Annotated in this window: 20 protein-coding genes and 1 pseudogene; 3 read left to right on the top strand and 18 right to left on the bottom strand. The window is 40.0% G+C overall.

Annotated elements, in window-relative coordinates; genetic code table 11:
• Nucleotides 1-80: 80 nt before the first annotated feature.
• Nucleotides 81-908 carry a TrmB family transcriptional regulator gene (locus JNUCC41_RS21890; protein ID WP_192204828.1) on the bottom strand — a complete coding sequence of 276 codons (828 nt, stop codon included), beginning with the start codon at nt 906-908 and terminating at the stop codon, nt 81-83.
• 138 nt (nt 909-1,046) lie between these two features.
• On the opposite strand from JNUCC41_RS21890, the gene JNUCC41_RS21895 reads away from it, so the two are divergent.
• Nucleotides 1,047-1,676, top strand: coding sequence for a homoserine/threonine efflux transporter (locus JNUCC41_RS21895; RefSeq protein ID WP_192204829.1), 630 nt, complete (start codon nt 1,047-1,049; stop codon nt 1,674-1,676).
• 278 nt (nt 1,677-1,954) lie between these two features.
• Here the strand turns inward: JNUCC41_RS21895 and JNUCC41_RS21900 are convergent, their stop codons facing one another.
• Entirely contained in the window at nt 1,955-3,286 is a 1,332-nt protein-coding gene (locus JNUCC41_RS21900; protein WP_192204830.1) for a (Fe-S)-binding protein, read from the bottom strand.
• Nucleotides 3,283-4,689: an FAD-binding oxidoreductase gene (locus tag JNUCC41_RS21905; protein WP_192204831.1), complete on the bottom strand. Its 1,407-nt coding sequence runs from the start codon at nt 4,687-4,689 to the stop codon at nt 3,283-3,285. Before JNUCC41_RS21905 ends, JNUCC41_RS21900 begins: the two co-directional genes overlap by 4 nt.
• Before the next feature lie 112 nt (nt 4,690-4,801).
• Between JNUCC41_RS21905 and JNUCC41_RS21910 the strand changes: the two genes are divergently transcribed.
• Entirely contained in the window at nt 4,802-5,443 is a 642-nt protein-coding gene (locus JNUCC41_RS21910) for a hypothetical protein (RefSeq protein WP_192204832.1), read from the top strand.
• Nucleotides 5,444-5,506: 63 nt separating this feature from the next.
• Here the strand turns inward: JNUCC41_RS21910 and JNUCC41_RS21915 are convergent, their stop codons facing one another.
• From JNUCC41_RS21915 to JNUCC41_RS21965, 11 genes are all read right to left on the bottom strand, one after another.
• Nucleotides 5,507-6,313 (bottom strand): ABC transporter permease, encoded by an 807-nt coding sequence (locus tag JNUCC41_RS21915; protein WP_142244692.1) that lies wholly within the window; start codon nt 6,311-6,313, stop codon nt 5,507-5,509.
• Nucleotides 6,313-7,257 (bottom strand): ABC transporter permease, encoded by a 945-nt coding sequence (locus JNUCC41_RS21920; RefSeq protein ID WP_098372380.1) that lies wholly within the window; start codon nt 7,255-7,257, stop codon nt 6,313-6,315. The genes JNUCC41_RS21915 and JNUCC41_RS21920 overlap by 1 nt, the downstream gene beginning before the upstream one ends.
• Complete coding sequence (locus JNUCC41_RS21925) at nt 7,221-8,354, bottom strand: ABC transporter ATP-binding protein (RefSeq protein WP_192208277.1); 1,134 nt, start codon at nt 8,352-8,354, stop codon at nt 7,221-7,223. The genes JNUCC41_RS21920 and JNUCC41_RS21925 overlap by 37 nt, the downstream gene beginning before the upstream one ends.
• Nucleotides 8,355-8,400: 46 nt before the next feature.
• Nucleotides 8,401-9,501 (bottom strand): ABC transporter substrate-binding protein, encoded by a 1,101-nt coding sequence (locus JNUCC41_RS21930; RefSeq protein WP_192204833.1) that lies wholly within the window; start codon nt 9,499-9,501, stop codon nt 8,401-8,403.
• A 20-nt stretch (nt 9,502-9,521) separates the two neighbouring features.
• Nucleotides 9,522-10,529 (bottom strand): TAXI family TRAP transporter solute-binding subunit, encoded by a 1,008-nt coding sequence (locus JNUCC41_RS21935; RefSeq protein WP_192204834.1) that lies wholly within the window; start codon nt 10,527-10,529, stop codon nt 9,522-9,524.
• Nucleotides 10,530-10,692: 163 nt separating this feature from the next.
• Complete coding sequence (locus JNUCC41_RS21940) at nt 10,693-12,069, bottom strand: sigma-54-dependent transcriptional regulator (RefSeq protein WP_228467409.1); 1,377 nt, start codon at nt 12,067-12,069, stop codon at nt 10,693-10,695.
• 25 nt (nt 12,070-12,094) lie between these two features.
• Entirely contained in the window at nt 12,095-14,035 is a 1,941-nt protein-coding gene (locus tag JNUCC41_RS21945; RefSeq protein WP_192204835.1) for a transporter substrate-binding domain-containing protein, read from the bottom strand.
• A gap of 933 nt (nt 14,036-14,968) precedes the next feature.
• On the bottom strand, nt 14,969-16,066 hold the full coding sequence (locus JNUCC41_RS21950; protein WP_192204836.1) for an L-dopachrome tautomerase-related protein: 1,098 nt from the start codon (nt 16,064-16,066) through the stop codon (nt 14,969-14,971).
• A 545-nt stretch (nt 16,067-16,611) separates the two neighbouring features.
• Nucleotides 16,612-17,691 (bottom strand): Ger(x)C family spore germination protein, encoded by a 1,080-nt coding sequence (locus JNUCC41_RS21955; RefSeq protein WP_192204837.1) that lies wholly within the window; start codon nt 17,689-17,691, stop codon nt 16,612-16,614.
• Entirely contained in the window at nt 17,688-18,752 is a 1,065-nt protein-coding gene (locus tag JNUCC41_RS21960) for a GerAB/ArcD/ProY family transporter (protein ID WP_192204838.1), read from the bottom strand. The genes JNUCC41_RS21955 and JNUCC41_RS21960 overlap by 4 nt, the downstream gene beginning before the upstream one ends.
• Complete coding sequence (locus JNUCC41_RS21965) at nt 18,745-20,073, bottom strand: spore germination protein (protein ID WP_192204839.1); 1,329 nt, start codon at nt 20,071-20,073, stop codon at nt 18,745-18,747. Before JNUCC41_RS21965 ends, JNUCC41_RS21960 begins: the two co-directional genes overlap by 8 nt.
• A gap of 193 nt (nt 20,074-20,266) precedes the next feature.
• On the opposite strand from JNUCC41_RS21965, the pseudogene JNUCC41_RS27485 reads away from it, so the two are divergent.
• A pseudogene (locus tag JNUCC41_RS27485) lies at nt 20,267-20,375 on the top strand (GTP 3',8-cyclase MoaA); the annotation flags it as partial.
• A 326-nt stretch (nt 20,376-20,701) separates the two neighbouring features.
• Here the strand turns inward: JNUCC41_RS27485 and JNUCC41_RS21970 are convergent.
• The 4 genes from JNUCC41_RS21970 to JNUCC41_RS21985 form a co-directional block, all read right to left on the bottom strand.
• Nucleotides 20,702-22,165, bottom strand: a complete 1,464-nt coding sequence (locus JNUCC41_RS21970; RefSeq protein ID WP_192204840.1) for an NAD-dependent succinate-semialdehyde dehydrogenase — start codon at nt 22,163-22,165, stop codon at nt 20,702-20,704.
• A gap of 57 nt (nt 22,166-22,222) precedes the next feature.
• Nucleotides 22,223-23,518 carry an MFS transporter gene (locus JNUCC41_RS21975; protein WP_192204841.1) on the bottom strand — a complete coding sequence of 432 codons (1,296 nt, stop codon included), beginning with the start codon at nt 23,516-23,518 and terminating at the stop codon, nt 22,223-22,225.
• 134 nt (nt 23,519-23,652) lie between these two features.
• On the bottom strand, nt 23,653-24,897 hold the full coding sequence (locus JNUCC41_RS21980; protein WP_228467410.1) for an iron-containing alcohol dehydrogenase: 1,245 nt from the start codon (nt 24,895-24,897) through the stop codon (nt 23,653-23,655).
• Nucleotides 24,898-25,012: 115 nt separating this feature from the next.
• A complete protein-coding gene (locus tag JNUCC41_RS21985) occupies nt 25,013-26,218 on the bottom strand; it encodes a hydroxyacid-oxoacid transhydrogenase (RefSeq protein WP_192204842.1) in 1,206 nt (401 codons plus the stop codon).
• Nucleotides 26,219-26,220 lie beyond the last annotated feature (2 nt).

Below are 26,220 nucleotides of genomic sequence, written 5' to 3' on the forward strand. Positions count from 1 at the left end.
CTGGATGTATGCCCCTATTGTTGACAATAATGTTCGCTTTCTTATTATGCTGTAAAAAACAGGGAATTAATAACACGAATCTAGTCCACGTAATGTTTTTTATAATCTGGATGGATAGAAAATTTTTTACGTAAATTGGCGAGGTTTACACCAAAGCTTTCTTCTAAAAGTCCCCTATGTTTCTCCATGATTTCCATGAGATACAAATCATGAATCATGACTTCTGTAATGGGCATGACCAAACCTACATGCATGGTCCATGCTGCACGGCTATCTTTACCAAGCGAGACAATACCTGCTACCACTTCTGAATCATCTCCACTAATAACAAGCCATCGCCCACCATACTCTTCTGTAATTTCATGACCCATATAATGAAGGTAAACATTAGCAAAATCACAGACGATTTCACCATAGGCAATAATTGTGACATTGACTCCTTTATTTGCAGCCTGTCTTAGTTCTGACTCTAATACTTCGAATTCTTCTTCCCAAATCTCTAAGAGTATTCTTTTTTTAGCAGATGATATACAAGCTTTTACCTTATCGAGTATTTCATTACGCCCCATGATGTTCCAGATGTTTTCACGATCATTTGCAGAACGTTCAAACTCCGCTAATGATTTTTCTGCCAGTTCAAAGTTTTCTTCTGCTTTCATGCGGCGGTTTTTTATTAGCTCGCTTGCAGGTACGGGAGTATACTGTGGTGTGTTTCCAGGACTAACTAGAATATCCCCTCTTAATGCGAGACTGTCCAGTATTTCATATATTCTTGAACGCGGTACACCGGAGTTTTTTGCAACTGCATAGCCTGTCAATGGCGATTCTTCCAATAAGGCAAGATATGCTTTCGCTTCATATTCGGTAAAATTTAGATTTTTTAATGTGTCTAAAATGTTTTCTTTCATAAACCCTCCACACAACCGTAGTTGCTACCTTTGTAACTAATATTTTAGCAAAATCTGTTGACGATTTCCATTTTCATCTAATATACTTACATAAGTAGTTACTTTAGTAACCCCTATTGAAGGGAAGGGAGAAATAGTATGGATAGCTTACTTACATACATATCAATAGTTGCAATGATGGTTATTATTCCTGGAGCAGATACCATGCTCTTAGTAAAAAACACACTTAGCTATGGTCCAAAAGCTGGACGTTATACCGTTCTCGGAATGGCAACGGGACTTTCTTTTTGGACGCTTATTGCTATTCTTGGACTATCTGTTGTCATTGCAAAGTCCGTGATTCTGTTCAGTACAATCAAATATTTGGGAGCCGCCTACTTAATTTATTTAGGGATAAAAAGTTTTTTTGCTAAAAGCGCTTTTTCATTAAAAGAAATTCAAGCACAAGCAAATACACCTACGAAGTATTCAAGCCGGCATAATAAAGATTCCTTTATGCAAGCATTACTTAATAATATTCTTAATCCAAAGACCGTTTTAGTTTATATAACAATCATGCCTCAATTTATCAATTTGAACGGAAATGTAAACCAGCAATTGATTATATTAGCGTTCATCTTAACCTTTCTTGCTGTATTGTGGTTTCTTTTTCTTGTCTTTCTAATTGATTACGCAAAGAAATGGATGAACAACTCTAAATTCCAGAAAGCATTCCAAAAATCAACTGGCTTAATTTTAATAGGTTTTGGCATAAAAACAGGAATTTAAGTTCATTTACTAACACATCTAATTTGATGATCCGTTCAGAAAATTGAACGGGTTTTTTCATATGTATTTACATGCAATTAACATACTGTGTACTAACATAATCAATCTTTCATCCATATATATGGCACTGCATTATTAATCTACATGGAGTTTTTCATCAATCATTATATTCCCTAACATGGGTCATTAATTAATTGAAAAATAAAAACGTCAGCATTTTCCCATAAGTGCGAAAATGCTGACGATTATTGCCTTATGAAGTTTTAATATCCTCTTTATCAATCCAAGCCGCAGGCCTTGGCAAGTATTTCAACAAGGTGCATACTTTTGATTTGGTTTGCTGCCCCCTCCCTTTGAATGCCAATGCTCATTTGCATTTGGCAGCCAGGGTTAACGGTCACTACTGTAGCGGCTTTTGTATCTTTTAGGTTCTTCATTTTATCATCTAGAATTTTCATTGATTCATCAAAGTGAAGAAGATTGTAAATGCCTCCAGATGCACAGCAACGGTCAAACCCTTCCATTTCCACATAACAAACTCCAGGTATGGATTGCAATAGTAAACGAGGTTCCTTTTGGACCTTTTGAACATTACGTAAATGACATGAATCTTGATAGGAAACGATGCCTTGCCATTCTTCAGTAAAGGGGAGAGGCCCCAATTGATGAAGAATTTGACTGATGTCTTTTGATTTTTCCGAGAAAGCCCTTGCCGCCCCAGCCCATTCGTGATCATCTGCCAATAAATGTCCATATTCAAGAAGCGAAGCGCCGCAGCCTCCTGCGTTATTTACAATTACATCAGCATCTGATTGCATGAAGGCTTGGATATTCCTCTTTGCCAATGCTTTCGCTTGGTTTGTTTCACCTTGATGGGAATGCAGTGCCCCACAGCAATTCTGATTTTCAGGGAGAATGACCTCACAACCTGCTAAGTTGAGCAGCTCAATGGTGAGACGATTTATTCGTGACATCATGGAATCCATGATACACCCAGCAAAAAATGCCACTTTTAATTTCGTTTCCCCTTTTGCCGGCATTATCGTACCTGTCCGAATTCGTTTGGAGGACGACTCGATGGCTGGAAGTGCTTGTTCTAATTGTGCAAGGGCTGGGGAAACCTTTTGCAGTACATTCGATGAACGGATAAGCTTGGATAACCCTGTTTTTTGATAGAACTGTACTGCACTACCAATCCTGTTCATCCGATTTGGATATGGAAAAAGATGAACCAAAGCCAGTTTTTTAATCTTGTTCATTTTGTTTTTTTTGTTGGCTGACGGGGAGTTTTCAATGGCTTCTTTTGCCGCTTCCAGTATATGTCCGTATGGCACACCGACAGGACATGCCGTTTCACAAGCACGGCAGCCTAAACATAGATCGATCGGTTCAGCTAAATCTTTTTGGAAATCTATTTTCCCTTCGGCTGCCATTTTCACTAGATTGATTCGACCGCGTGGAGAGGCGGATTCCACTCCCATTGATTCATATGTAGGACAAGCTGGTAAACAGTAACCGCATTTTACGCATTGGTTTGTCCAATCATAGGCATCTGAATATAAATTATTGGCTACTGCATTTGTCTCGTTCGGTTTGACGGATGGACTCATGTAACCAACACGACCCTCGTCTGGCCTTTATCAGGAAATATCTTTCCTGGATTCAGGATATTATTGGGATCCCATGCTTCTTTAATTTTTTTCATCATATTCACCCCTGTTATTCCTAATTCCATTTCCATATAAGGTGACTTTAAAGTACCGATACCATGTTCCCCGGAAAGTGTCCCTCCTAGTTCGATTGCGGCTTCAAAAATTTCACTGACTGCAAGCTCCACTTTTTTCATTTCCGTAATATTTCGTTTATCGGTAATGATGTTCGGATGTAAATTGCCATCCCCTGCATGTCCGAATACAACCAAGTTCAACCCGTATTTCTCCCGGATATTGTTTAATCTCTCCATCATCGCCGGTATTTGACTGCGTGGAACGGTCGCGTCTTCAGAAATTTTTGTAGGACCCATTTGTGTTATGGCCGGGGAAACAGATTTACGCGCACTCCAAATAGTTTGGCGTTCTTCCTCTGTCTCCGCTATCTTGACGTAGGAAGCACCCTCCGCCCTGCAAATATCGGCGCATTTATTGATTTCTTCCTCGATCGCCAATGGGTGACCATCTATTTCTATGATCAGAATGGCTTCTGCCTGTAGAGGCAATCCTGAAGGCCGATAGCTTTCGACAGCACGGATACACGCGTTATCCATCAGTTCCAGGGCAGATGGTAGAATCCCTGACGATAAAATGCTGGTAATGGCATGGCCAGAGTCTATCAAATGATTGAAGTGGGCGACAAATGTTTGTTTAGATTGAGGTTTTGGTATTAAGCGGATGGTTGCCTCAGTAACGATGCCAAGGGTACCTTCCGATCCTACGATCAACCGGGTCAAATCATACCCTGTTACATTTTTTACGGTCTTTCCGCCCGTACGAATGATTTCTCCCGTAGGGGTGACCACCTCCAGGCCTATCACATATTCTTTTGTGGTTCCATACTTCAACCCCTTTGGGCCACTGGAATTTTCTAATAGATTCCCGCCTATAGTGGCAACGTTGGAACTACTTGGATCCGGGGGATAGAACAAGCCGGCTTCTTCAGCCTTTTTATGGATATTTGCCGTAATCACACCTGGAGAAACAATGGCAAGCATATTTTCCCGATCAATGATCAATTTATCCCGTAAAAGGGTCATATCAAGAACCATTCCTCCTTTAACAGGTAATGGGCCTCCACTTAACGAAGTTCCAGATCCCCTTGGATAAACAGGTATTCTGTGAGTATTGGCCAATTTAATCACTTCACTGATTTCCTCCGCATTTTTTGGCTGTATAACGATTTCAGGTAAATATTCCCCAAAAGAAGCGTCATAGCTATAACAATACCTTTCTGCCAAATCAAGGAACATTCTGTCATTTGGAATTACCTGCCTAAGGTCGTCCAGGGCCTCTTTCTCCATGCTTCTCACTTCCTTTCATAATAGTAAATTGGAAAAGAACCATCTGCATGTTATATAATGGCATTTTATGATTTTGCTAGATATAATGATGAAAGAAAAAGGAGGTTTTTTTGTGAAAATCGCACTGATTCACGCAACCACAACTGCACTACAACCAATTGAAGTGGCCTTTCAGACTGTTGCTCCAAACATTGAACTCCTTCATTTCATGGACACAGGTCTGCTCGCCTTGATGGAAAAGAGCGGCAAGTTGACTCCGGAAATCATCCGCCGCTTTTCTGCATTAGTGAATATAGCGCATGATTCTGATGTTTCATGCATCCAACTTACTTGCTCTGCTTTTAATGACATCACTTCAATCTTGCAACCTCTATACCCTGTTAAGTTATTTCGTTCAGACGAGGCCATGCTTGATGAAGCGCTTCGCTATGCTAGCATCGGCCTGGTTTCAACCGTAAAAGAAACGCCGATCGCCCTTCAAAATTACTTATTAAATAAGAATCCTGACTGTATGATCGAATCATTGGTGGATCCCGGGATCATCCATTTATTATCACAAGGAAAAAGAAAGGAACATGACGATCGGGTTAAAAAGATGGTGGAACAATTGGACGGAAAGACAGAAGTGATTTTGCTTTCACAATATAGTATGGAACATATCGCAAAGCAGGTTAATCCCTCTGTCCCTGTCCTAACGGCTCCACTATTGGCTGCCAAAAGGTGTTTGGCTCATTTAAATGGAACATTTGGATGAGTTTTCTTCGAAAAAATCAGAACTTAACCACCATGATCGGTTGTCATATCATTCATCTCGTTTTTACCCGTTAGTATGATGGGAACCACCAAAAACTTTCCCGACACCTTGAATTTTTTCAAGTATGACGATCAGAAGGACAGATATGAAAATAACTACGCTTGATACGGATGCAACAATTGGATTGTAGGCATCCTGCATTTGCGAGAATATTTCGATCGGCAGCGTTCTCATTTCCGGTGATACCATAAAGAGAGAGACCGTTACATTATCAAAAGATGTCAAAAATGCGAATAATCCGCCTGAGATGGCCGCGGATCCTATTAGCGGCAATGTCACTTTCATGAAAACTGTTAGTGGATTCGCTCCAAGTATGGCCGCAGCCCTTTCGAGATTATAATCAAATCCACTTAAACCGGTTAATACGAGCCGCATAACATAGGGTATGCAAATAACGATATGGGCAATTAAAAATCCTGTAGACGTACCGGCAAGCATCATTGGTGTAAAGTACATTAAAAGTGCAATCCCCAAGACTAATTGCGGCACACTTAGTGGAGAAGTTAAAAGGGCCGTAATATATGATTTTCCAGGTATATCATACTTTGCGATGCCAAGGGCACCCAAAGTTCCGAATATGACGGAGAAAAGGGCAGCCAATGCTGCGAACTTCGCACTGTTCAAAAAGGCTTCCAAAAATTCAGGACGCTCCAAGATCTTGGAATACCATTGCAGTGAAAAGCCTTCAGCCGGAAAACTTGGATAATTGGCACTTGTAAAAGAAGCGGGAATAACGACAATGAGCGGTATCAAGATATAGATAATTGCCAACACGGCTACGGCAATCCGAAGGCCGCCAAACGTTTTCATCATCGGAATACCTCCTTGAATTTCCCTTTTTCAAACACCCTGGTAAAGACGGCCACTGATATGACAGTGGTTGCTAATAGAATATAAGAAAGAGCAGATCCGAATGTCCAATGCAGCAAGTTATTTATTTGATCATAGATGACAACAGGCATCACGGGCACATTGGCTCCCCCCATTAGTGCAGGCGTAACATAAGCACTCATTGATAAACTGAATACGAGAATGCAGCCAGATACGATACCAGGGATACTTAACGGCAATGTAATCGAAAAGAACCTTCTGAATGGGCTTGCCCCAAGTATTGCTCCTGCCTTATCCAGAGAAGGATCAATATTATATAAACTGGCAACGATGGATAAGATCATGAAAGGAAGATATGCATTGGATAGCCCTATCACAACCCCGATTTCCGAAAACAATAGTTTCAATGGCGCATCAATTATGCCAAGGGCCATCAAGGTTTGATTAATCGTTCCGTTAGGCAATAGCAATAGATACCAGCCAAAATTACGGACAACTATACTTACCAAGAGCGGTGACACGATCAAGAGAGTGATGTACCCTCTGATCCGCGCTGAACTTTTGGCCATCGTCAAAGCTACCGGATATCCAAGAAATAAAGCAACCAAGACCGAATATAAACTGATTTTCACTGTCAGCCATAAAGAAGATAAGTAATAGCTATCGGTAAATAATTGTGTATAGTTTTTCAGGCTATAAACTGCATCCGCTCCTCCAAGATTATCTGTCGATATGAAGCTTAAATATAAAATGTATAACATCGGTATGACAAAGAAACCAAATATGAAAAGCAGAATCGGCGTTAAAAGGAGTAATCCCGGAACCCAGACTTTCCTTTTCTTTATTTTAGGTTCCTTTTGCGGTTCGATAGGATTCGTCTCCTGTTCTATTTCTTGACTAGCATAACTTCTGATGGGCTCCATCCAATCAGCACCTCACTTCCATTTTGCCATGATGAATCGAAGGCGGAAGTCAATACTTGAATACTTTTCCCATGTAATAGAACATTGATTTCCCAAGAGGTACCAAGATAGTTAATTTGGCTGATCTTAGCATGTTGGAAATCCAATGGAGAGGCAGATTTTTCTTCAAGAGAAACTATTTGCAATTTTTCTGGTCTAATATATAGCTTCACTTCATCACCAGTTTTCAAATCACTATCATTTCCCATGATGTTGTTTGCATCGACATGAGTGATATCAGGTCCTATCTTGACTGAAACTTTCCGCTTATCCACAGCAGACACATTCCCTTCAAAACAATTCGATTTTCCGATGAATTGAAACACGAATTCAGTCTTGGGATGATTGTAAATCTCAGTTGGAGTACTGATTTGTTCAATTTTCCCTGCATTCATGACCACAACTCGATCTGACATGGAAAGAGCTTCTTCTTGATCGTGGGTTACAAAAATGGTCGTTACGCCAATCTCTTTTTGTAAGCGCTTTATCTCGGCCCTAAGTTCATGGCGTAACTTTGCATCAAGATTTGAAAGCGGCTCGTCAAGCAATAGGAGCTCCGGCTCAACTACAAGTGCTCTGGAAATTGCAACACGCTGACGCTGACCTCCTGATAATTCCCTTGGATAACGATTCTCCAATCCTGACATTTTCACTAATTCAAGCGCTTTACTTATCTTCTTTTTTTGCTCAGTTTTACTAACTTTGCGCAGTTTCAAGCCAAAACTGAGATTTTCATAGACTGTCATATGAGGAAAAAGCGAATATGTTTGAAAAACCATCCCTAAATCTCGCTTATAAGGCGGAACTTTAGTCACATTATTGCCTTTAATATGGACCTCTCCCCGATCTGCATCGAGGAACCCAGCTATTAGGTTCAAGGTTGTGGACTTTCCGCACCCTGAAGGCCCAAGAAGAGTAAGTAACTCTCCTTGTTTCACCTCCAGATCAATGCCATTCAGGACAACGTTCGTTCCAAATTGTTTAAACGCGCCTTTTATCTCTACATCATTTTTGTTTGACCCAAACCCCTGAACTGCCTCCAGGTGTTGCCTATTCATTTCCACATCTTTTTTTAATAATTCCATGTGATCAACACGCTCCTTTTTATTTGAGTTTTTTCCCTAATTCAGGAGTAACCTCTTTCGCCCATCTGTCTGACACCTCTGCGCGGATTTCGGCAAACTTGGCGAAATCAGGTTTGAATGTTTTATCACTTGCTTTAAGGCCGATTGACTCTTCATATTTCTCTGGAATTTTCATTCCTTCTACAGTTGGATAAAATCCTTTTTCTGAAATTAAAGCTTGCGCTTCTTCACTGATTACATAGTTGATGAATTCAAGGGCTTCTTTGCTATTTGGCGTATTTTTCACGAGACCAGCACTAAAAGCTTGAAGCGGTACACCTTCTTTAGGTACGGCCATCTTAATGGGAATACCTGAAACGGCTAGTTCACCAATGGAGTAACTTCCCATGACCGTTACGTCAGCAGCTCCTTGTTGGACAGCTGGCATCATTTGCGTTGAGTTTTTATAAAAGGTATTGGAATAAGCTGCAAGATCTTTCGCTTTTTCAAGACCTGGTTCCATATCTTCCGTACTGCCGCCGTTTGAAATCGCCAGACCATTAAGGGTATTGAAACCCCAGTCATTCGTAATATCTGAAAATGCCGTTTTACCCTCGTAATCAGGTGATACAAGATCATTCCAAGATTCAATTGGTTTTAACCCATTCTTTTTAAAGGTTTCCGTATTATAGGCTGGTGCAATGACTAAACCGAATGCTGGCGCGGCAGCATTTTCAACCGGAATGAAACGTGGATCCACCGATTTCATATTGGGAACATTGGACTCATCAATTGGTACGATCAGTTCCTTCTCCTTAGCGCGAATTACATCAACCGGTACAAAAAGGGCAACATCTATTTGCGGAGCGTTCTTCTGTAATTCCACTTTGGATAGAATTTCACCTGATAAACCGGAAATATAATTAACAGTGATTCCCGTTTCTTCTTTGAACTTTGGTGCAATCACATCCCTGATGGCACTTTCAATGACACCGCCATTACCGGCAATCGTTATTTTTTTCTCTCCTTTTTCACCCGAACCCGTTTGGACGGATTCCCCCGGTTTTTGCGGAGTAGGATTACCACATCCCGCAAGAGCGATCAATACTATTATTGATAAAAGAGTCAGCAGTTTTTTCATAGTCATTACCTCCCGTTTTTTCATTGATCTTCAATTATTCCTTGTTCGTTAAAATAATTCATGGCCCCTGGATGAAAATCAAGTGGCACTTGTTTAGTTGCTTCATTTATTGAAATATCAGAAGCAGCTGGATGTGTATGCTGTAGTTCAGGCAGATGTTCATATAATGTTTTCACAAGACTGTATGCATGAGGATCAGACATTTCCTTGTAGGTCACCAGGACATTTTTAATTGAAATCGTTTGGACATTTTTTTTCATTCCACTGTATGTATCTCTGGGAATTTCATCATGGGTATAAACTCCATATTGTTTTTGAAGACCTTCAATGATGTCACTCGGGATTGGAATAAAAGATAGTTCAGTCCGCTTGGATATGAAAGCGATTTCATTATTCGGAATCCCCGAAGAAAAGAAAGCCACATCAATAGTACCATTTCGTAATGCTTCTGCAGATTGAGAAAAAGAAAGATAGGATAAATTCAATTGATCAGTCGGTAAATTAGATTCTAACAGTATCCGCTCTGCAATAAGCCTTGTACCGCTTCCTGCCGTTCCCACACTAATGCGTTTCCCAACTAAATCCTCTAAGGAATCAATACCATTTTGTTTAGTAGTAACAATTTGTACATAATTGGAATATAGGGCCGTTAAAGCTCTTAACTTGGATTTATCCGTTTCAGGCAAATCCAGTACATCCACTGTGGTAAAACCAATTTCTGCGCGATGGCTGCTAACCAATTCAGTATTTTCGATGGAAGCATGGGTTACCTGGGTACCTGACACGGTTCCATTATATTTTTCATACATATTTGATAATCTTTGTCCTAACGAAAAATAAACACCTGTCATATCTCCAGTTCCAATGATTATCATCCTATTATTTAAATCCTGTCCTTCAGAAGTTAGTTGACTCTGAATCAAGGTAGTAGCAGGTTTAGATATTTCCTGCTGCTCATTCATAAAAGAACATCCTGTCATGAAACAAAATAACAAAGCGACTTTTATAAAGAGTGCTCCATCCTTCATCGTGGCCCTCCTTTCTTAATGTATTTTAGATGCAAATACCATGCCAAGTCGATTTTCTGCTTTAAAACGCAAATCCTGCCGATTTATTGAATGATATACACGTATAAATCGGCAATTTTTGCCGGTTATCCAGAAAAAAATGCCGATTAACACGATGAGCCTTTTATTCTCCTTTTGAAATGAGCTTGATTTTATCACGAAGGCTTCTTTCAGAAATTTTTAGGATTTGAGCTGTTTTTTGCCGATGGTTTTTACAGTATTGAAGTGTGGCCGTTATGGCTTTTTCTTCTATCTCTTTCATGGATATTCCGATAGGGATTTTGAAACTATTAAAATCTTCGTCATTGCCCCCCTGCTGAAGAATGAACTTCTGTTCTTGAACATATTGCGGCAAGTCGGTATCCTCCATTTTTTTCGAGTTCGATAGGGCGACAGCATATTCTATGATGTTACCAAGTTCACGGACATTGCCAGGGTAATGGTAATCCAGTAAAATCCGACGTGCGGCTGCCGAGAACGTCTTATCTTCACGATTCATATCCTTAGCGTGCTTTTTTATGAAATAATCCATAAGGATTGGTAAATCTTCTTTTCTATCTCTTAGAGGCGGCATCGAGATGGGAATGACATTAAGCCTGAAATACAAATCCTCCCTAAATTCCCCTTCCATCACCATTTGTTCCAAGTTTTTATTGGCTGCACTTATAATACGGACATCCAATGAGATTTTTGCATTGGACCCAAGAGGCGTCACTTCCCGTTCCTGCAATACTCGTAATAATTTGGCTTGAAGCGGAAGGGGCATTTCACTAATCTCATCGAGAAAAAGGATGCCTCCATTAGCAGCAACGAATTTCCCTTCCTTCCTTTGTGTTGCACCGGAAAATGCTCCCTTCTCATAACCGAACAACTCCGATTCCAGCAGCATCTCAGGAATTGCTGCGCAATTGACAATCTGCATTGGATTGTTTTTCCTTCTTCCTAGCGTATGGATGTTCCGGGCTACAAGCTCTTTTCCAGTACCACTTTCACCCGTGATAAGAACACTGGAATCAATATCTTTCACTCTTTCGATCATTGAGAAAATACGCTGCATCGCCTTGCTGTTACCAAGAAAGTTACCAAATCCCTTTTGAATCCCCAATTCTTCATGTAATGTCTCCAATTGATTGGACATCTGTTTGAATTCGGCTGCCCTCATCAAGAGCAAAGAAAGTTCTTCAATATTAATTGGCTTTTCAATATAGTAGTAGGCCCCCTTTTTTATGGCCTCGATGGAAGTTTCAATGGATGAATAGGCAGTCATCATGATGACTGTTACGTTAGGTGCTATTTGTTTGATTTTCTGCAGGACATCAAGTCCACTTTTATTTCCTATTCTCAAATCTAGTAATAGAATATCAAAAGGTTGATTGTCGATCTTCCGGAGCCCCTCATCCGGGTCAGTGGTTGCCACGACCTGATAAGAATCTTCCAACGCAAAGCTAAGAGCAGTGCAAATAGCAGGTTCATCATCAATCACCAATACTCGCATTTTCATATAACTCCCCCTCTTTCCAGGCTTCCTATTCGATATATAAAGGTAGTGAAATGGTGAATTTCGTACCTGTATTAGGATAACTTTTTACATGGATATCTCCGTTATTTTCTTTAATTAACCTATACGATAACGTTAGTCCCAAACCGACCCCCTTTTCTTTATTTGTAAAAAACGGCTCGAAAATATGGTTCAGTTCCTCCTGTTTCATCCCTTTTCCCGTATCGGATATGGTAATCCGCCCTGTCTTTTCGTTCTCTTTATCAATGTAGATTTTAATGGTCTTTTCCTTTGTTTCTTCAACGGCATGAATCGAATTCAACACCAAGTTAAGAAGTACTTGTTGAATTTGTTGTAAATCTATATAAAAAATAACGTCCTCCTCAATCGTCTGCTCGAAATTTATTTGTTTTTTTTCCATTGTCACCTTATGAAAAGCAAGTAAGGATATAAGTTCATGAGCGTGGCAATTTGTAATATTTGGCGGACGCGGACGTGCATATTCAATTAAATCGGTAACAATCGCATTCAAACGGTTAACTTCAGTAGGCAAGTGCTCCATTAGAACTTGTCGGAATTGAGGATTATCATATTTACTCGGAAGTAAATCAATGAATGTTTTAATCGATGTCAAAGGATTCCTTATTTCATGTGCGACACCTGCAACTAGTTGACCAAGGGCGTGCAGCTTTTCTTGCGTGACCAATTTTTTCTCCAATGTTTTCTTTTCCGTCTCATCATTCATGGAAAGTAAGTATCCGGTTTGTATATCTTCAGAATTGAACATCTTATGCATCGAATATGAAATCACCTTCTGGTCATTTTCCTCATCAAATACCAAGATCCGAAAAGAACCCGTAAGATTATTCCCATTTTGTTCTTGATGTAAAGCTCCGAAATTCCTCATTAATTGTGAGTGATTCATAAAATTCAGAATCATTTCCTTGGAAATTTCAAGAATGTCTGATGCCTTTGCATTACAGCTGGTAATCATGAAATCGAGATCGAATGTAATGATCCCATTATTGATATTGTTTAAGACTTGATCTTTGAACGCTTCAGCATTAGCAATGTTTTGCCGTTGTTTCTCTAAATCCTTATTTAATAAATGTAATTTTAACGTCTGGTTATGAACGGATTTTTTTAGCTTTTGATTCCATATGTAAATGATTAGAAGGATAAGGGCCACGGCAGTTAGGGTGATGATCAACCAGAATATGAATTGCTCCAGCCTGGCAATTTTTTGATTGGATTGTGGCATGACCCAATTATCGATTATCCCATTGATATTCCGGTTGGCTTTAAGTTCCGTGAGTGTATTATCCATCATGAAAAGAAGCGATTGATTCCCTTTTTTCACTGCAATCGTATAATCCGCTGGTTCAATGACTTCATCGAGAATGATGTAATTCTTTTCTTGGCGGAACTTTTTCAAATAGAAATCTGCAGTCCATTTGTTCCCGATGAATACATCTGCACGGTTGTTCAATAATGTTAAAATACCCGAGTATTGATTCGAAACGGTCGTTAAATTTGTATTCCTCATATTGAGAAATGTACTGATTACTGGAGTATTTTGGTCAAGGACAACATGTGAATCCCGCAGATCCGTTAACGTATGAATATCCTGTTTCCTTTTACTAGGAATGATTATGGATTGGGACATTGTAAAATAGGATTGAGTGAAATCAAGTTGGTTATCTTTTTCGGTATTATAGGTACTTCCAACAATAGCATCAATTGTTCCGTTGCTTAAGGCTTTTTCCGCATCTTCCATCCTCATCGGAATATATTTGAAATCTACGCCATTATATTTTGCTATTTCCTCCATTAAATCAATATTGATGCCTGTCAGCTCACCAGCTTCATTTTCAAATGAAAATGGAGGAAGAGCACTTTCCCCAGCAATAATAAATTTTTTTTGTTCAGCAAAAATCGTGGGAGACCAAAGCGTTTGAACAAAGACCATCAAGCAAAATATACTAATTTGAAACAGCTGCTTTTTAATTAAGAGCCCTCCTTCTGTGTCAAAATCTTTGCAGTCAGTATTTCTCGGCTAAAAACACCCTGATAATATACTTCTCCAATGAGGACTTGAACCCTTTAAATTCTTAACATAATCTGACACAATCTAACAATAACCTACATTGTAACAGGGATATATTACGGGATAAATTAAAGAATTAATATATGGTATATGGAGTATCCATTAAACCCAATTGTTACTGGGAGAAACAAAACCTAAAATTTTATTTTAAAAATATAAATTTTTTTATGTATCAATACCATACATTTTACGATTAATCCCGCCAAGATTTTATTTCGTAAACCATAGTATAGAAGAATGGAAAAAATAAGAGACTGCAATTATAAAAGATACTACCATGCCCTTTAGTTACATAACAAAGTTGCTTCAGCAACCCGAACCACTTGAGACTGCCCCGTAAGTTCCATAAGGGGTACGGAAACGATTCAAAGAATGAGGGCCGCTATGGATATCGATATATTTGAATCAGCCAAAAAGGTTTTGTTAAATTTTCCCCTATACTAGTGATCCTTGCCAGTATTACTATATTAAAACTAGCCGTGTCATATTAGAAAGATTACTGTTACTTTTAGTTAATACCTTACTTTATCTCAGGTCCGATAAAGCTATAACTCGGCATATTTCCCAACTGTATCAAAGAAAAAGAATCGTACAATGAAATCAAAATCAGAGTTTTGCTCTCCTTATATACGTGTTGGAGATAAAATTACCATTACTTCTGCTCAACGGAAGGCTTATAAAGAAGCAGGCTTTTCAATTTGAGTTAAGTCACCTCTTTATTATAGGACAGTTGCGGGCATATCTGACAAAAAAGGCAGCTCCCTGATGGGGGATAGCTACCTCCGTTTACGATTACTATGAAAAGGTAGGAGCAGGTAATTCATCAATTCTCATACGAAGTAAACTATATGGTTTTTCCCGGAGGTCTCTTCCATAATGAAATCTCGCCTGCCGATGTAATTGATTCACAATGACATATAAGTATTGATCAGGGCCAATCGAAAAAGTATCCGGCCATAAAATTCTCGGGTCATGTGCGATGGTTTCCATTGCGCCATTCGGCAATATCTTCCGGATGCTATTGTTTTCATAGTCTCCCGCATAAACGGTTCCTTTTGAGCCGGTGATCATTCCATCAGACGCACCTTTTTCCCCCCAATACTGCACATATTGGGATAAATTCAGGTCTTGTATCCCCCTGTCTCTTAGGGCATCTGTTGAGATCGAGAACAGCTGACGGCTGGTTAGCGGAGCATAAAATAAAACCTTTCCATCAGGAGAAATCGCTAAACTATCGGAAGCCAATCTAAATGGGAAAGTCGAGCCGTCCGGGTTTCGATTCATCAAAATTTCACCTTCTACTTTCGGCAAAAAATAGGGATCAGGTGAAGTTGATATTGCCCCATTTAACCGTCTAAACGCGTTCCCATTTTCTAAATCTACGACGATAATAGCCCCTGGCCCTCTGGAAGAAGAATCCGTTATATATGCATAGCCTGCTCTTCCAACCCTAAAATCCAAACGGACATCATTCAGATAAGTTGTTGGCAAGACAACATCTTCTGTAAAGGTATATACTCTCCTTATTGTATTCGTGCTTAAATCAACAGCAACTAATTTTGCTCCCCCTTGAATAGGTTCAGAAAAATTTGGTGCCCCTGTATCTAATACCCAAAGTGTTCCTCTTCCATCAGCAACGATACTTTGGACACTGACGAAAGACATCGTAATATTCCCAGTATTAACTAAATTGGTTTCTGCACTGGGATAAGGCTGCAATTTACCCTCAACAATTTCCGCCACAGTAAATTTAACGTCGTCTCCCCATTTCGGAAAGCATACAAAAATACGACCGGTTTCAGAAACACTGACACCTGTAGGCATAGCCCCATAAAAAGCATGCACCAGTTCAAACTGCCCAAAATATTTTTCCATAGGTAACATAGGTTGCATGATATCCTCCTTATCAAATCCGAACGGATAACACCTATATATGATGAAAATTTTTTGTAGTGCCTGGTTCTTGATAAATTTTTCTATCGTGATGGATGCTGTGGGTTTATTAGTCCTGGAGAAACATGGGAGTTTCGATAAAGTGATTCAAACTTCCACTGGCTCTTCAAGGACGGGGAATGAGAGCATCTGAATTTACGTTTGCAGTCAATTTTAGAACTAACATAAAAACTATTATGATTTGCTCCCGTCCAGCAGCCTGGTTAGAAAATAAATCTGTCTCCTTACAGGGGAGTATTTTTAAGTTTAGTGTAACCTTTTCATCCTGAGCATAAGTAAGAATTTTAGAAGCCTATAAAGTGGGCGGATATTCTTTAATATAGATTATTTAAGAACCTCATTTACTTATGATACGGTTCCCCGTAACGAATCAAAATGGATAAACTGTAGTATTTCCACTTCAAAATGCACGATGATGCATGGGGCTCTTGATAATAATCATTTTAAAATTAAAGCTTACCCATTTTTTGTATGATATCCAAAATCTATTTGTCAGTTATAGTCTTGATACTTCCCTCGTTTTGTATAGTAGTATGAATGGTAAGCTTCATTTCTAGATTGGGATAATATTTCTTTCGCCAGTCCTTCAATTCCTCATAAGGAATTTTATTTCTATAGTATTGTCCCAAACCGAAGACATCTGATTCTTGCTTTTGAAATCGTTTCAGCATTCCATCAAAACGATTTGCCAATACCTTTTCCAGCTCTTTTTTAATTATTGCATTGGAAACATTTCCCCTTCTCTCTTGAATAACTACATTTAAACGAATCGTTGAGAACATATATGGAATATGATTTCTTAGTTCACCTTTATGAAAACCTGTATTTCCAACAATCATGATGGTTGCATGTTCCATTACTTCTACCCTTCCCTTCATACTGTTCCCATGAAAGGCATTAAAAAGGAGGGTTTCTTTAGGATCCATTTTAGATACGAGTTTTCCTTTTTTCATCACTGCAGAACCTGTATAAGTAACTGCAGTGTTTTCCCCTGATTTGACCATAGGAATTGCTACATTTTGAGTGTAGGAATTAAGGGCTCGATAAACATGCCATAGACGTGTTAAAGATATTTGTGGGGTCCAACCTGCATATTTCTCAAAAAAGTCATAAATATTTATCCCTTTTTCTATATTCTTTTTGAGTGCTAAGAAAAAAGAATCTATATTATCATCACATATTGCGATTAATGTTTTTGAAGATATTTCACGAATTCTCATAAACGTGTTAATCGGTTCTTCCATCCCGTCTTCTTCTACTAATTTTCGATCAAATATAATTATCCTTATGTGCAATAAGTCTACACTGCTTTCCATATTAGTTCTAATATCCTCTACAGCTTTTAAAATGGTTAACCCTGTTCCTTTGACAATTGTCTGTTTTTGAACACCCTCTGAAGAAATAGGAATTTGAAGTAAGACTTTGAATTTTTCTCCCTCTTTTGTAATTCCCATTGCAATCGGAAAGGCTCTATGGTTAATGTCTTTAATATCCCAGCAACCACTTAATGGCATCAATATACATAGGCTAAGTACTAGTTTAAAACAAATCATAATACTTCTCATGATAGTCTTTTTCTCCTTACACCGATTAGGAATATTATTAAAGGGAGTACGATTAAAATATAAAATCGGAAAGCAGTATTCCACCATAGCAACTTCTCAGTCTCTTGCCAACTAGGAATACATAAGCAAATGATAAAAATGCTAACAGATAGGACTACAATATGATATTTTTGCTTTAATCCCGGGATATATTGACTCATTATTATAGAGGACTGCCATAAGAGTAAGGAAGTAAGCAACATGATAAAGGTAACTAGGCTTAACGCAAAAAACAAGGTTGCCCTGTCAAATATAAGCCATTGAAGCTGAACTTTATCCAATGTGGTTATAAAGGGAAAAAGCAGCGTACTAGCCGTTTCATTTCCAAAGGTTAAAAGAGGTAAATAAACGGATAAGAAAAAAAATGGGATAAGAAAAAAGACTGCAAACATGATTTTTTTAGAGTTATACGATATTTTTTTTGGAATAAAACCTAAAAATGAAAAAACAATGGCGAAAGAAAAAAAACTTGTATAAAAGGGAGGTTCTCGAAAAAAATTAAAGCCGGTATCCATAATCGGAAATGCATTATGCCAATCAACGTCTTGAAAGCAAATCAAAAGCGTAAGTAAGATTAACGGGAAAAAGATACAGAATATTAATAAGGCTGTACGTAAGATGGTTTCAATTCCTTTTACGGCGATATAAGTTGATATAAGAATCATTAATGTAATAATTGCCCATGTAGGAGTATTCGCTAAAAAGATAATGTTGGTCACTTCTGCATAGGCGCTAACAAGTTCAATAGTAGTTATAATTAAGTAAAGAAGAACAGGAAAAAGTAATGTGAAAGAAAAAGCTTTACCTAAGGTCTTTAAAATACCGATAATATCCTGTTTTGGAAAATAAGATAGACCCTTTAGGTAAAGCCATAAAAATAGAATAAATATGACACATTGAATTAAAATCGGTTCCCAGTGACCTTTTTGTGTGCTGGCAATAATTCTTTCCGGATAAATGAAAAAAATAAGACCAAAATGAGACATTAACCCCATGCATATAACCTGAAGGCTTTTATCCAATTCCCCCCCTCCCCTTAGTTAAACTAGTGTATGGAATTCCAAATATCTCTCGACTTGCAAAGTAAGCGCTTATTAATACCAGACCGGATAATATTCCCAACACGCCATAGATTGAAGCAAAAATAACAACTACATATTTAAGTAAGCGCAGGATTAACGCATTTTGAAACCCTACAACGCTTGAATTCGCTATCGAGGTTGCTGCTACAATGATAATTAACAGGTTGCTAACCAGCTTTGCGTCTACTACTGCTTGTCCGATGACAATTCCCCCTACCATTGTTACCGTTGGACCGATACTGAGCGGAAGCCTTATACTCGCTTCAATAATTAACTCTAAAATAAGGAGCATAATTGTAATTTCAACAAAAGGGGGATAGGGTATTCCCTCCCTGCTCTGAGCAATCGATAGAGCCAGTTCAATTTTTAATATCTCAGGATTTACAGCAACAAGGGCCACATAGAGAGCTGGAAATATAAGGGTAACCAAAGCGCCAAGAACACGTAAAAATCGGATGGCGCTCATTATTGGGTAAGCAAAGTTACGGTCATTCGCCTGGGCGAACATATCCCATAATAAATGTGGCAAGATAAGCGCAAAGGGAAAACCGTCAACGAATAGAATGACCCTTCCTTTGTTTAAACCATCTACTGCTTCCAATGGCATTTCTGTGTTATTAAACTGAGGGATAACCTCCCATTTTCGCATACCCATAAAACGATAAAGATGCTGAAGATAGAGAATATTTGTGTGTTGATTCATTTCAATATGTGAAATGATCTTTTTAATCACACCTTTATCTGCTCGGTCGTCCAAATAAACTATTGATAATTTCTTTTTTTGATCACTTCCTAACGTATAGGTTTTAACTGAGAGCTGAGCAGAGGAAACTTTTTTTCTCACTATTCCTATATTTGTTGACATATCTTCAATAAAAGAATCTAAAGGACCTTGCAATACGTTTTCATTAGCTGGCGGTTCAATTGACCGATTTAATTCTATGGGAATTGGTTCAAATAGCAACATTATATTTTTTTCTTTTGAGTAAATAATGAGTTTACCCTGAAGAATAGACTTTATTGCTTCTTCACTATTTATTTCAATACCTTTTCTGTTGAAAAAAGTTCTTTTTACTTTTATTGAATGAATCACTTCACTGGTATCCATATCTTTTTTTAATATTTCTTTTGTTTTTATAAGGTTGACTATTGAATGTAAACCAAGTAAAAGGACTGCTTCACCAGCCAAACTAAACGGTTCTATGAAAAAGTCTTCTGCATCTTTAAAAACCTCATTTATTTCTACTATTATTGAGTTCATGACTTCTCATTTTCCCTTTCAAATTTCATTATTCTTATATCATTTTCCCCCTTTGCTTGTCATTTATACAAATACCAAACTAGGTAAAATAAGACGTCTGAGATATGTTTTTTAACGCCACAACCACATATTCGCATGTGCATATTTCGAGCATGTTTTTTTTGCAGAGGATAATAACCCGGTTATTTGGAGGGGGATAAAGCCTGTCATAGAAGGTATAGCTGCTGCCAAAGAAGCAGGGCCTTGGAGTTAAAGTGAATATGGTAGTGAAAAAAGAAACCAATCAATCCCAAATGCTTCCGAATTTCACTTTGGAACCAGAGGGACGACTTCTATTCGGATGAGAGGTCAGCTGGAACAGTGAAAAAACAGGATAAAATCGAAATGTCATTCATGGGCGGGTGACAAATAGCGGGTTCATCCTCAATCATAAAGGGATGGTGACGTTTCCATCCCTAATTCAAAAATTTGATTATTTTTTTGTCTTAGGATGTAAAACAACCTGGCCATAGGTTCTGTAACTGATGTTTAATCAATTGGGAGCGTGTGTTGAATTAAGACTTTTTATGAGGTAAATAAGAAAAGGCTTAAGGATTCGACTTCACCTTAAGCCTTTTCTTGCCCTATTTTAAAAACCCATCGATATATATTTTTCTTCTAAATATTCATCTAGGCCTTGATGGCCGCCTTCCCTCCCCATGCCGCTTTCTTTCATGCCGCCAAATGGGGCTTGTGCAACGGTGGGAATGGCGTCGTTGTAGCCGATGATGCCGAATTCCAGAGCTTCGGATACCCTGACTCCCCTGCTTATATTCTGTGTGTAAAAATAAGCGGCCAGCCCGTACTCTGTATTGTTGGCAAGCTCGATCACCTCTGCTTCTGTATCAAACGGGATGATTGGTGCGACCGGTCCAAATGTTTCCTGGTGTGTGATGAGCATATCCTTGTTCACTCCATCCAGAACGGTCGGTTCATAGAATAATCCATCAGCCAATTCCCCTTCAACTCTTTGTCCGCCACAAAGAAGGCTGGCACCTTTTGCCAAGGCATCTTGTACATGTTCCTCTACCTTTTCCAGGCCATCACTGCTTACAAGAGGTCCGACTTCAACAGTTGGATCGATGCTATTTCCGACTTTTAGAGCTTGTACCTTTTCAACAAAAAGTACAGAGAATTCATCGATGACAGAACGGTGGACGTAAATGCGATTGGCGCATACGCACGTTTGTCCGGTGTTCCTGAATTTGCTTGCAACGGCACCAGCTGCTGCGGCTTCCAAATCAGCATCCTCAAAAACGATGAACGGTGCGTGTCCTCCAAGCTCAAGGGAAAGTCTCTTGAGCTGCGGGGCTGACTTGGTAACCAGCAATTTGCCTACTTCAGTAGATCCGGTAAAAGAAATTTTCCTTACTACCGGATTTTCAAAAATTTCATCCGAGATAGGTCCGGCACTCCCTGTTACGATACTGACCACTCCAGCAGGCACTCCCGCCATTTCAACTAATTTCCCAAATGCTAACGCACTAATAGGAGATTGTTTTGCAGGCTTGACAATGACTGTACAACCAGCGGCCATGGCAGGTCCTACTTTCCGCGTCATCATGGCCAACGGGAAATTCCAAGGGGTAATGGAAGCGACCACTCCAATCGGCTGGCGAATCACCGATAGCCTTTTATTTTGTGCAGAAGCAGGGATCGTTTCCCCATAAATCCGGCGGCCTTCTTCAGCAAACCATTCCAGGTAGCTTGCAGCAAAATCCACTTCGCCCCGGGCTTCCGTTAAGGGCTTGCCCATTTCCATACTCATGATTTCTGCTAATTCATCTTTATATTCATGCATAAGGTCATGCAATTTCTTTAGATATTTACTGCGTTCCTGTGCCGTCAGTTTTGACCAGGATTTAAACGCTTCCTCAGCAGATGCAATGGCCGCATGCGTTTCTTGGCGTCCTCCATTTGGAATCCTTGCCACCACTTTCCCTGTTGATGGATTTGTTACTGGTAAGGTTTCTCCAGTATGTGCTGCAGTCCATTCACCGTTCACATACATTTTCAGTTCAGATAAATTGATTAATCCACTAGTTTTCAGCATGAATAAGTCTCCTTTTTTGTTGTATTTGCAAAGCGCTTCATTATTTACACAAAAAGATTAGAGCCCTGAAACTTTAGTTCCCCCGTCAATGTCCGTGTTAATGGAAATCCTTTCATTTTTAAGAACGAAGGTATACCCCACAGCAGCAATTAGGCAAATGACTACAGGTATAATCAGGGCTATATTGAAATTATTGAACTTCGCTACTAAGATCCCTGTTGCGACTGGAGCAATCCAGCCAGCGAGGTTCCCCACGAAGTTTTGCAGCCCGGCAAGCTTTCCTTCCGCACCCTTTGGAGCAACATCCGAAACAGTGGCCCAGAGAATGCCCGCAGCCAATCCTTCACCGCCGATTGCTATTGAGATATACGTAAGTGCCATTATGGCGCTGTCTGTATAGATCGTCGGTATTATGGCTAATGGAAAAAGCATGCCTATGGTTAAAACAGTTTTTCTTGCTTTGATGGAATTCCAGCCTTTTTTAATCAAGAAATCCGACAACACCCCTCCTAGAATATTTCCCAGAAAGGACATGATCCAAGGCAGCATCGTGAAAAATCCGGCTTTTAAAAGAGTCATTTGCCTTTCGACTACAAGGTAAGTGGGAAGCCAGGTCATCATTAAATAAGTAAGATAGTTATGGGCAAACAAGCCATATAACATAGGGTAAACACTTCTGAATTTGAAGAATTTAAATGGCGAGATGTTTAATGTCGTCGCTTCTTCGGTTTGAGTTTGCTCCCCTTTGATATAGGCTACTTCGGCCTCGTTTGCAATCTTACTTTGCTCTGGATGGTTTTTGAAAAAGAATAACCAGAATGCCAGCCATACAAAACCGATGGATCCAATTACCACAAAGGATGCTTGCCATCCCCAAGTCTGGATGATCCATGCTAAAATGGGTGTCGTTATCCCAATCCCGATAGCTGTACCAGAATTAAAAATCCCGTTTGCAATGCCCCGTTCGTGTGACGGCAGCCAGTCTGAAATAACGCGCGTATTGGTCGGAAACGCTGGCGCCTCTCCGATTCCCATTAAAACGCGGATACCGATCAGTCCGCCAAGTGATCGTCCCATTCCAGTAAACACCGTACAGAGCGACCACCATACGATGGCAATCGAATACGTTAAGCGTGCCCCCAATTTATCAACGATTACCCCGACCGGGATCTGCATTAAGGCATACGACCAAAAGAACGCTGACCCCAATATCCCGAATTCGACTGCCGAAAGCGAAAGTTCCTTCATCATCGAGGGTCCTGCAATGCCAAGAATTGCCCTATCCATATAATTGATTGTTGTTGCGACGAAAAGGAGTACCACTACAAGCCATCTTCCATTGGTCTTTTTCATACGTCACCTCATTAGATAATTATATTCAGGTAGAAAAAATGCTGCGGGAAATCCATATGTCCGAAAAAAGTTAAAAAGGGAAAACTGATTCGAAATCCCCTGAAATCCCAGGTGATTTTCAAATTGAATGGTTTTTATACATTCACGATGGCCGTTTCTGAACTTTTGGCACTGCTTGCACTTCGATTACCATTATTAAAACCTTCAAAATCCCCCTCATAAGCCTTCTCTATAATCAGTTGGATATCCGATGCCTTCGTCAGCCTTGGATTAACGACCACGTTACCGCTTCGCATGGAATCTTCCACTAATTTCGGTAAAACGTCCAATGAGACTCCAAGCTCTTTAATATTTAGAGGAATATTCATGCTCCGATTCATTTCGATGATGGTTTCGATTGCTTTTTCGGCTGCTTGCGCATTGGATAAACCGCTTACATCCTTTCCTAAAGCTATTGCAATTTCTCTATACTGATCTTCACATGCCGGCAGATTGAATCTCATGACGAATGGCAATAGTGCTGCATTTGCGATGCCATGCGGGATATTAAAGACTCCTCCAAATGTATGAGAAATGGCGTGTACATTACCCAGTCGGGATTGTGAAAAGGCTGCACCAGCTAACAAGGATGCTACAAGCATGTTTTCCCTGCTTTCCATATCCGTTCCCACAAAGTACGATCGTGTTAAATTTTCACCGATCATCTTAATGGCCTGCATCGCGAAAGCCTTGCTGACAGGGTTGGCAGATTTGGAGGTGTAAGATTCAATTGCATGAGTAAGAGCATCCATACCAGTAGCTGCAGTAATCTCTTGAGGCAAATTCAATGTAAGGGCAGGATCCAATATAGCTAGCTTTGGAAACAGAAGTGAACTAAGTACACCTAATTTAAAAGAGGTTTCCTTATTCGTTACCACTGTCGAATTAGTAGCTTCACTGCCAGTTCCAGCCGTCGTCGGGATTGCTATGATCGGGAGCGGGGGATTGGAAATCTTTCCAACCCCTTCATAATCCAGGATATGGCCGGGATTAGTAGCCATTGCCGCGATGCCCTTGGCAGTGTCAATGCTGCTTCCTCCGCCTACAGCTAGAACCGCCTCCATCTTTTGCTGCTTAAGATACACTGTACCCTGTTGGATTGTTTGAGCTGATGGATTAGGCTCCACCTCATCGTAAATCTCAAAATAAAGATTTGCCGAGGCAAGGGATTTTTCAATGCCTTGTAAGATACCGGCTCCTCTAACCCCTTTATCTGTTACGATCAGCACACTCGATACACCTAAATCCTTAATTAGTTCCCCTGTTTTTCCAGATATTCCGTTACCGCATTCCACCCGTGTCGGCATACTATATGTAAAAGGCATAAGAGACATTTTCATCTTCCTCTCCATTTATATTCTATTAGATAGTGAAACCCTTTCCGCCCCGGTCTGCAGATCCATCATGAATGGTTATGATGCTTAACCTTCCAGGGACACCATTCCTTCAAGCAATCTATAAAGCTTTTCTAAGTAATTCTTCTAAACTGTGCTGGGTTGGCACTCTTGGGTTATTCCGAATCAGGCGATCGATCTGGAGGGTCTTCTCAGCAATTTCGGGAATATCCTCTTCTTTGATCCCAATCTCCGCCAGCTTTGTAGGCAGTCCAATTTCCCCAAGCAGGTTAAGCACAGCTTTTGAAGCAGCCAAAGCGGCTTCCTTATCGGAGAGGCCCTCCGAGTTCACATTGAATGCCTGGGAAATCCTCACCATTTTTTCTGTTTCTACAGTTGCATTATATTCCATGACATATGGGAGCAAGAGCCCGGTCACCTCTCCATGCGGTGACTTCACAAGCCCTCCGATTGGGTAAGCCAATGCATGGGCTGCAGCCGTACCTGCATTTGAAAAGGACATTCCTGCAAGGAGGCTGCCCATTAGCATATTGGAACGGGCCTCGAGATTGCTTCCTTGCTGTACAGCAAGCGGCAGGTTTTTTGCAATCAATTCGATAGCTCTATAGGCGAGTGCATCGCTAATGGGGATTGAACCTTGGAATAAAATGTTTCCTTCTGCCTGGATATATGCAGAAGGTTTGGCTGTGTATGCCTCTATCGCATGTGACAGAGCATCAATTCCGGAACAAGCTGTAACATAAGCGGGAAGCCCTAACGTTAATTCTGGATCAAGCAGAGCAACGGTTGGTCTTAAGTAGTTATCCGAGACACCAACTTTCAGGTTATTTTCCACATCGGTCAATACCGCTACTGATGTCACTTCTGAACCGGTTCCAGCAGTCGTCGGAATCGCTACTAGAGGGGCGATTGGTCCAGGAACCTGGTTTTCCCCGCCATAATAGTCCAGAGGATATCCGCCATGGGCAACCAACAGGGCGACGATCTTGGCCATATCAATGCTGCTTCCTCCGCCAAGGCCAATTACTGCATCAATATCCATTTGAGATTCTGCAAACTTATAGCAGTCCATTGCCGAATCTACAGGCGGCTCCGGTACGACCTGGTCATAGATAACTGTTTCGTAATTTGCTTGCTCCAACAACGATGAAATTCTGTCCACGATACCAGCGTTTTTGATCCCTGGGTCAGTAACGATCAAAATGTTTTTCGCCTTTAACCTTTGCAGGATTGAATCCAATTGCCCGATCGCCCCGTTTCCAAATACGATTCTTTCGGTAGAATAAAAATCCCATGTGTTTCTCATAT

Source organism: Brevibacillus sp. JNUCC-41, assembly GCF_014844095.1.
In the GTDB taxonomy this organism is placed as follows: Bacteria; Bacillota; Bacilli; order Bacillales; family DSM-1321; genus Peribacillus; species Peribacillus aracenensis.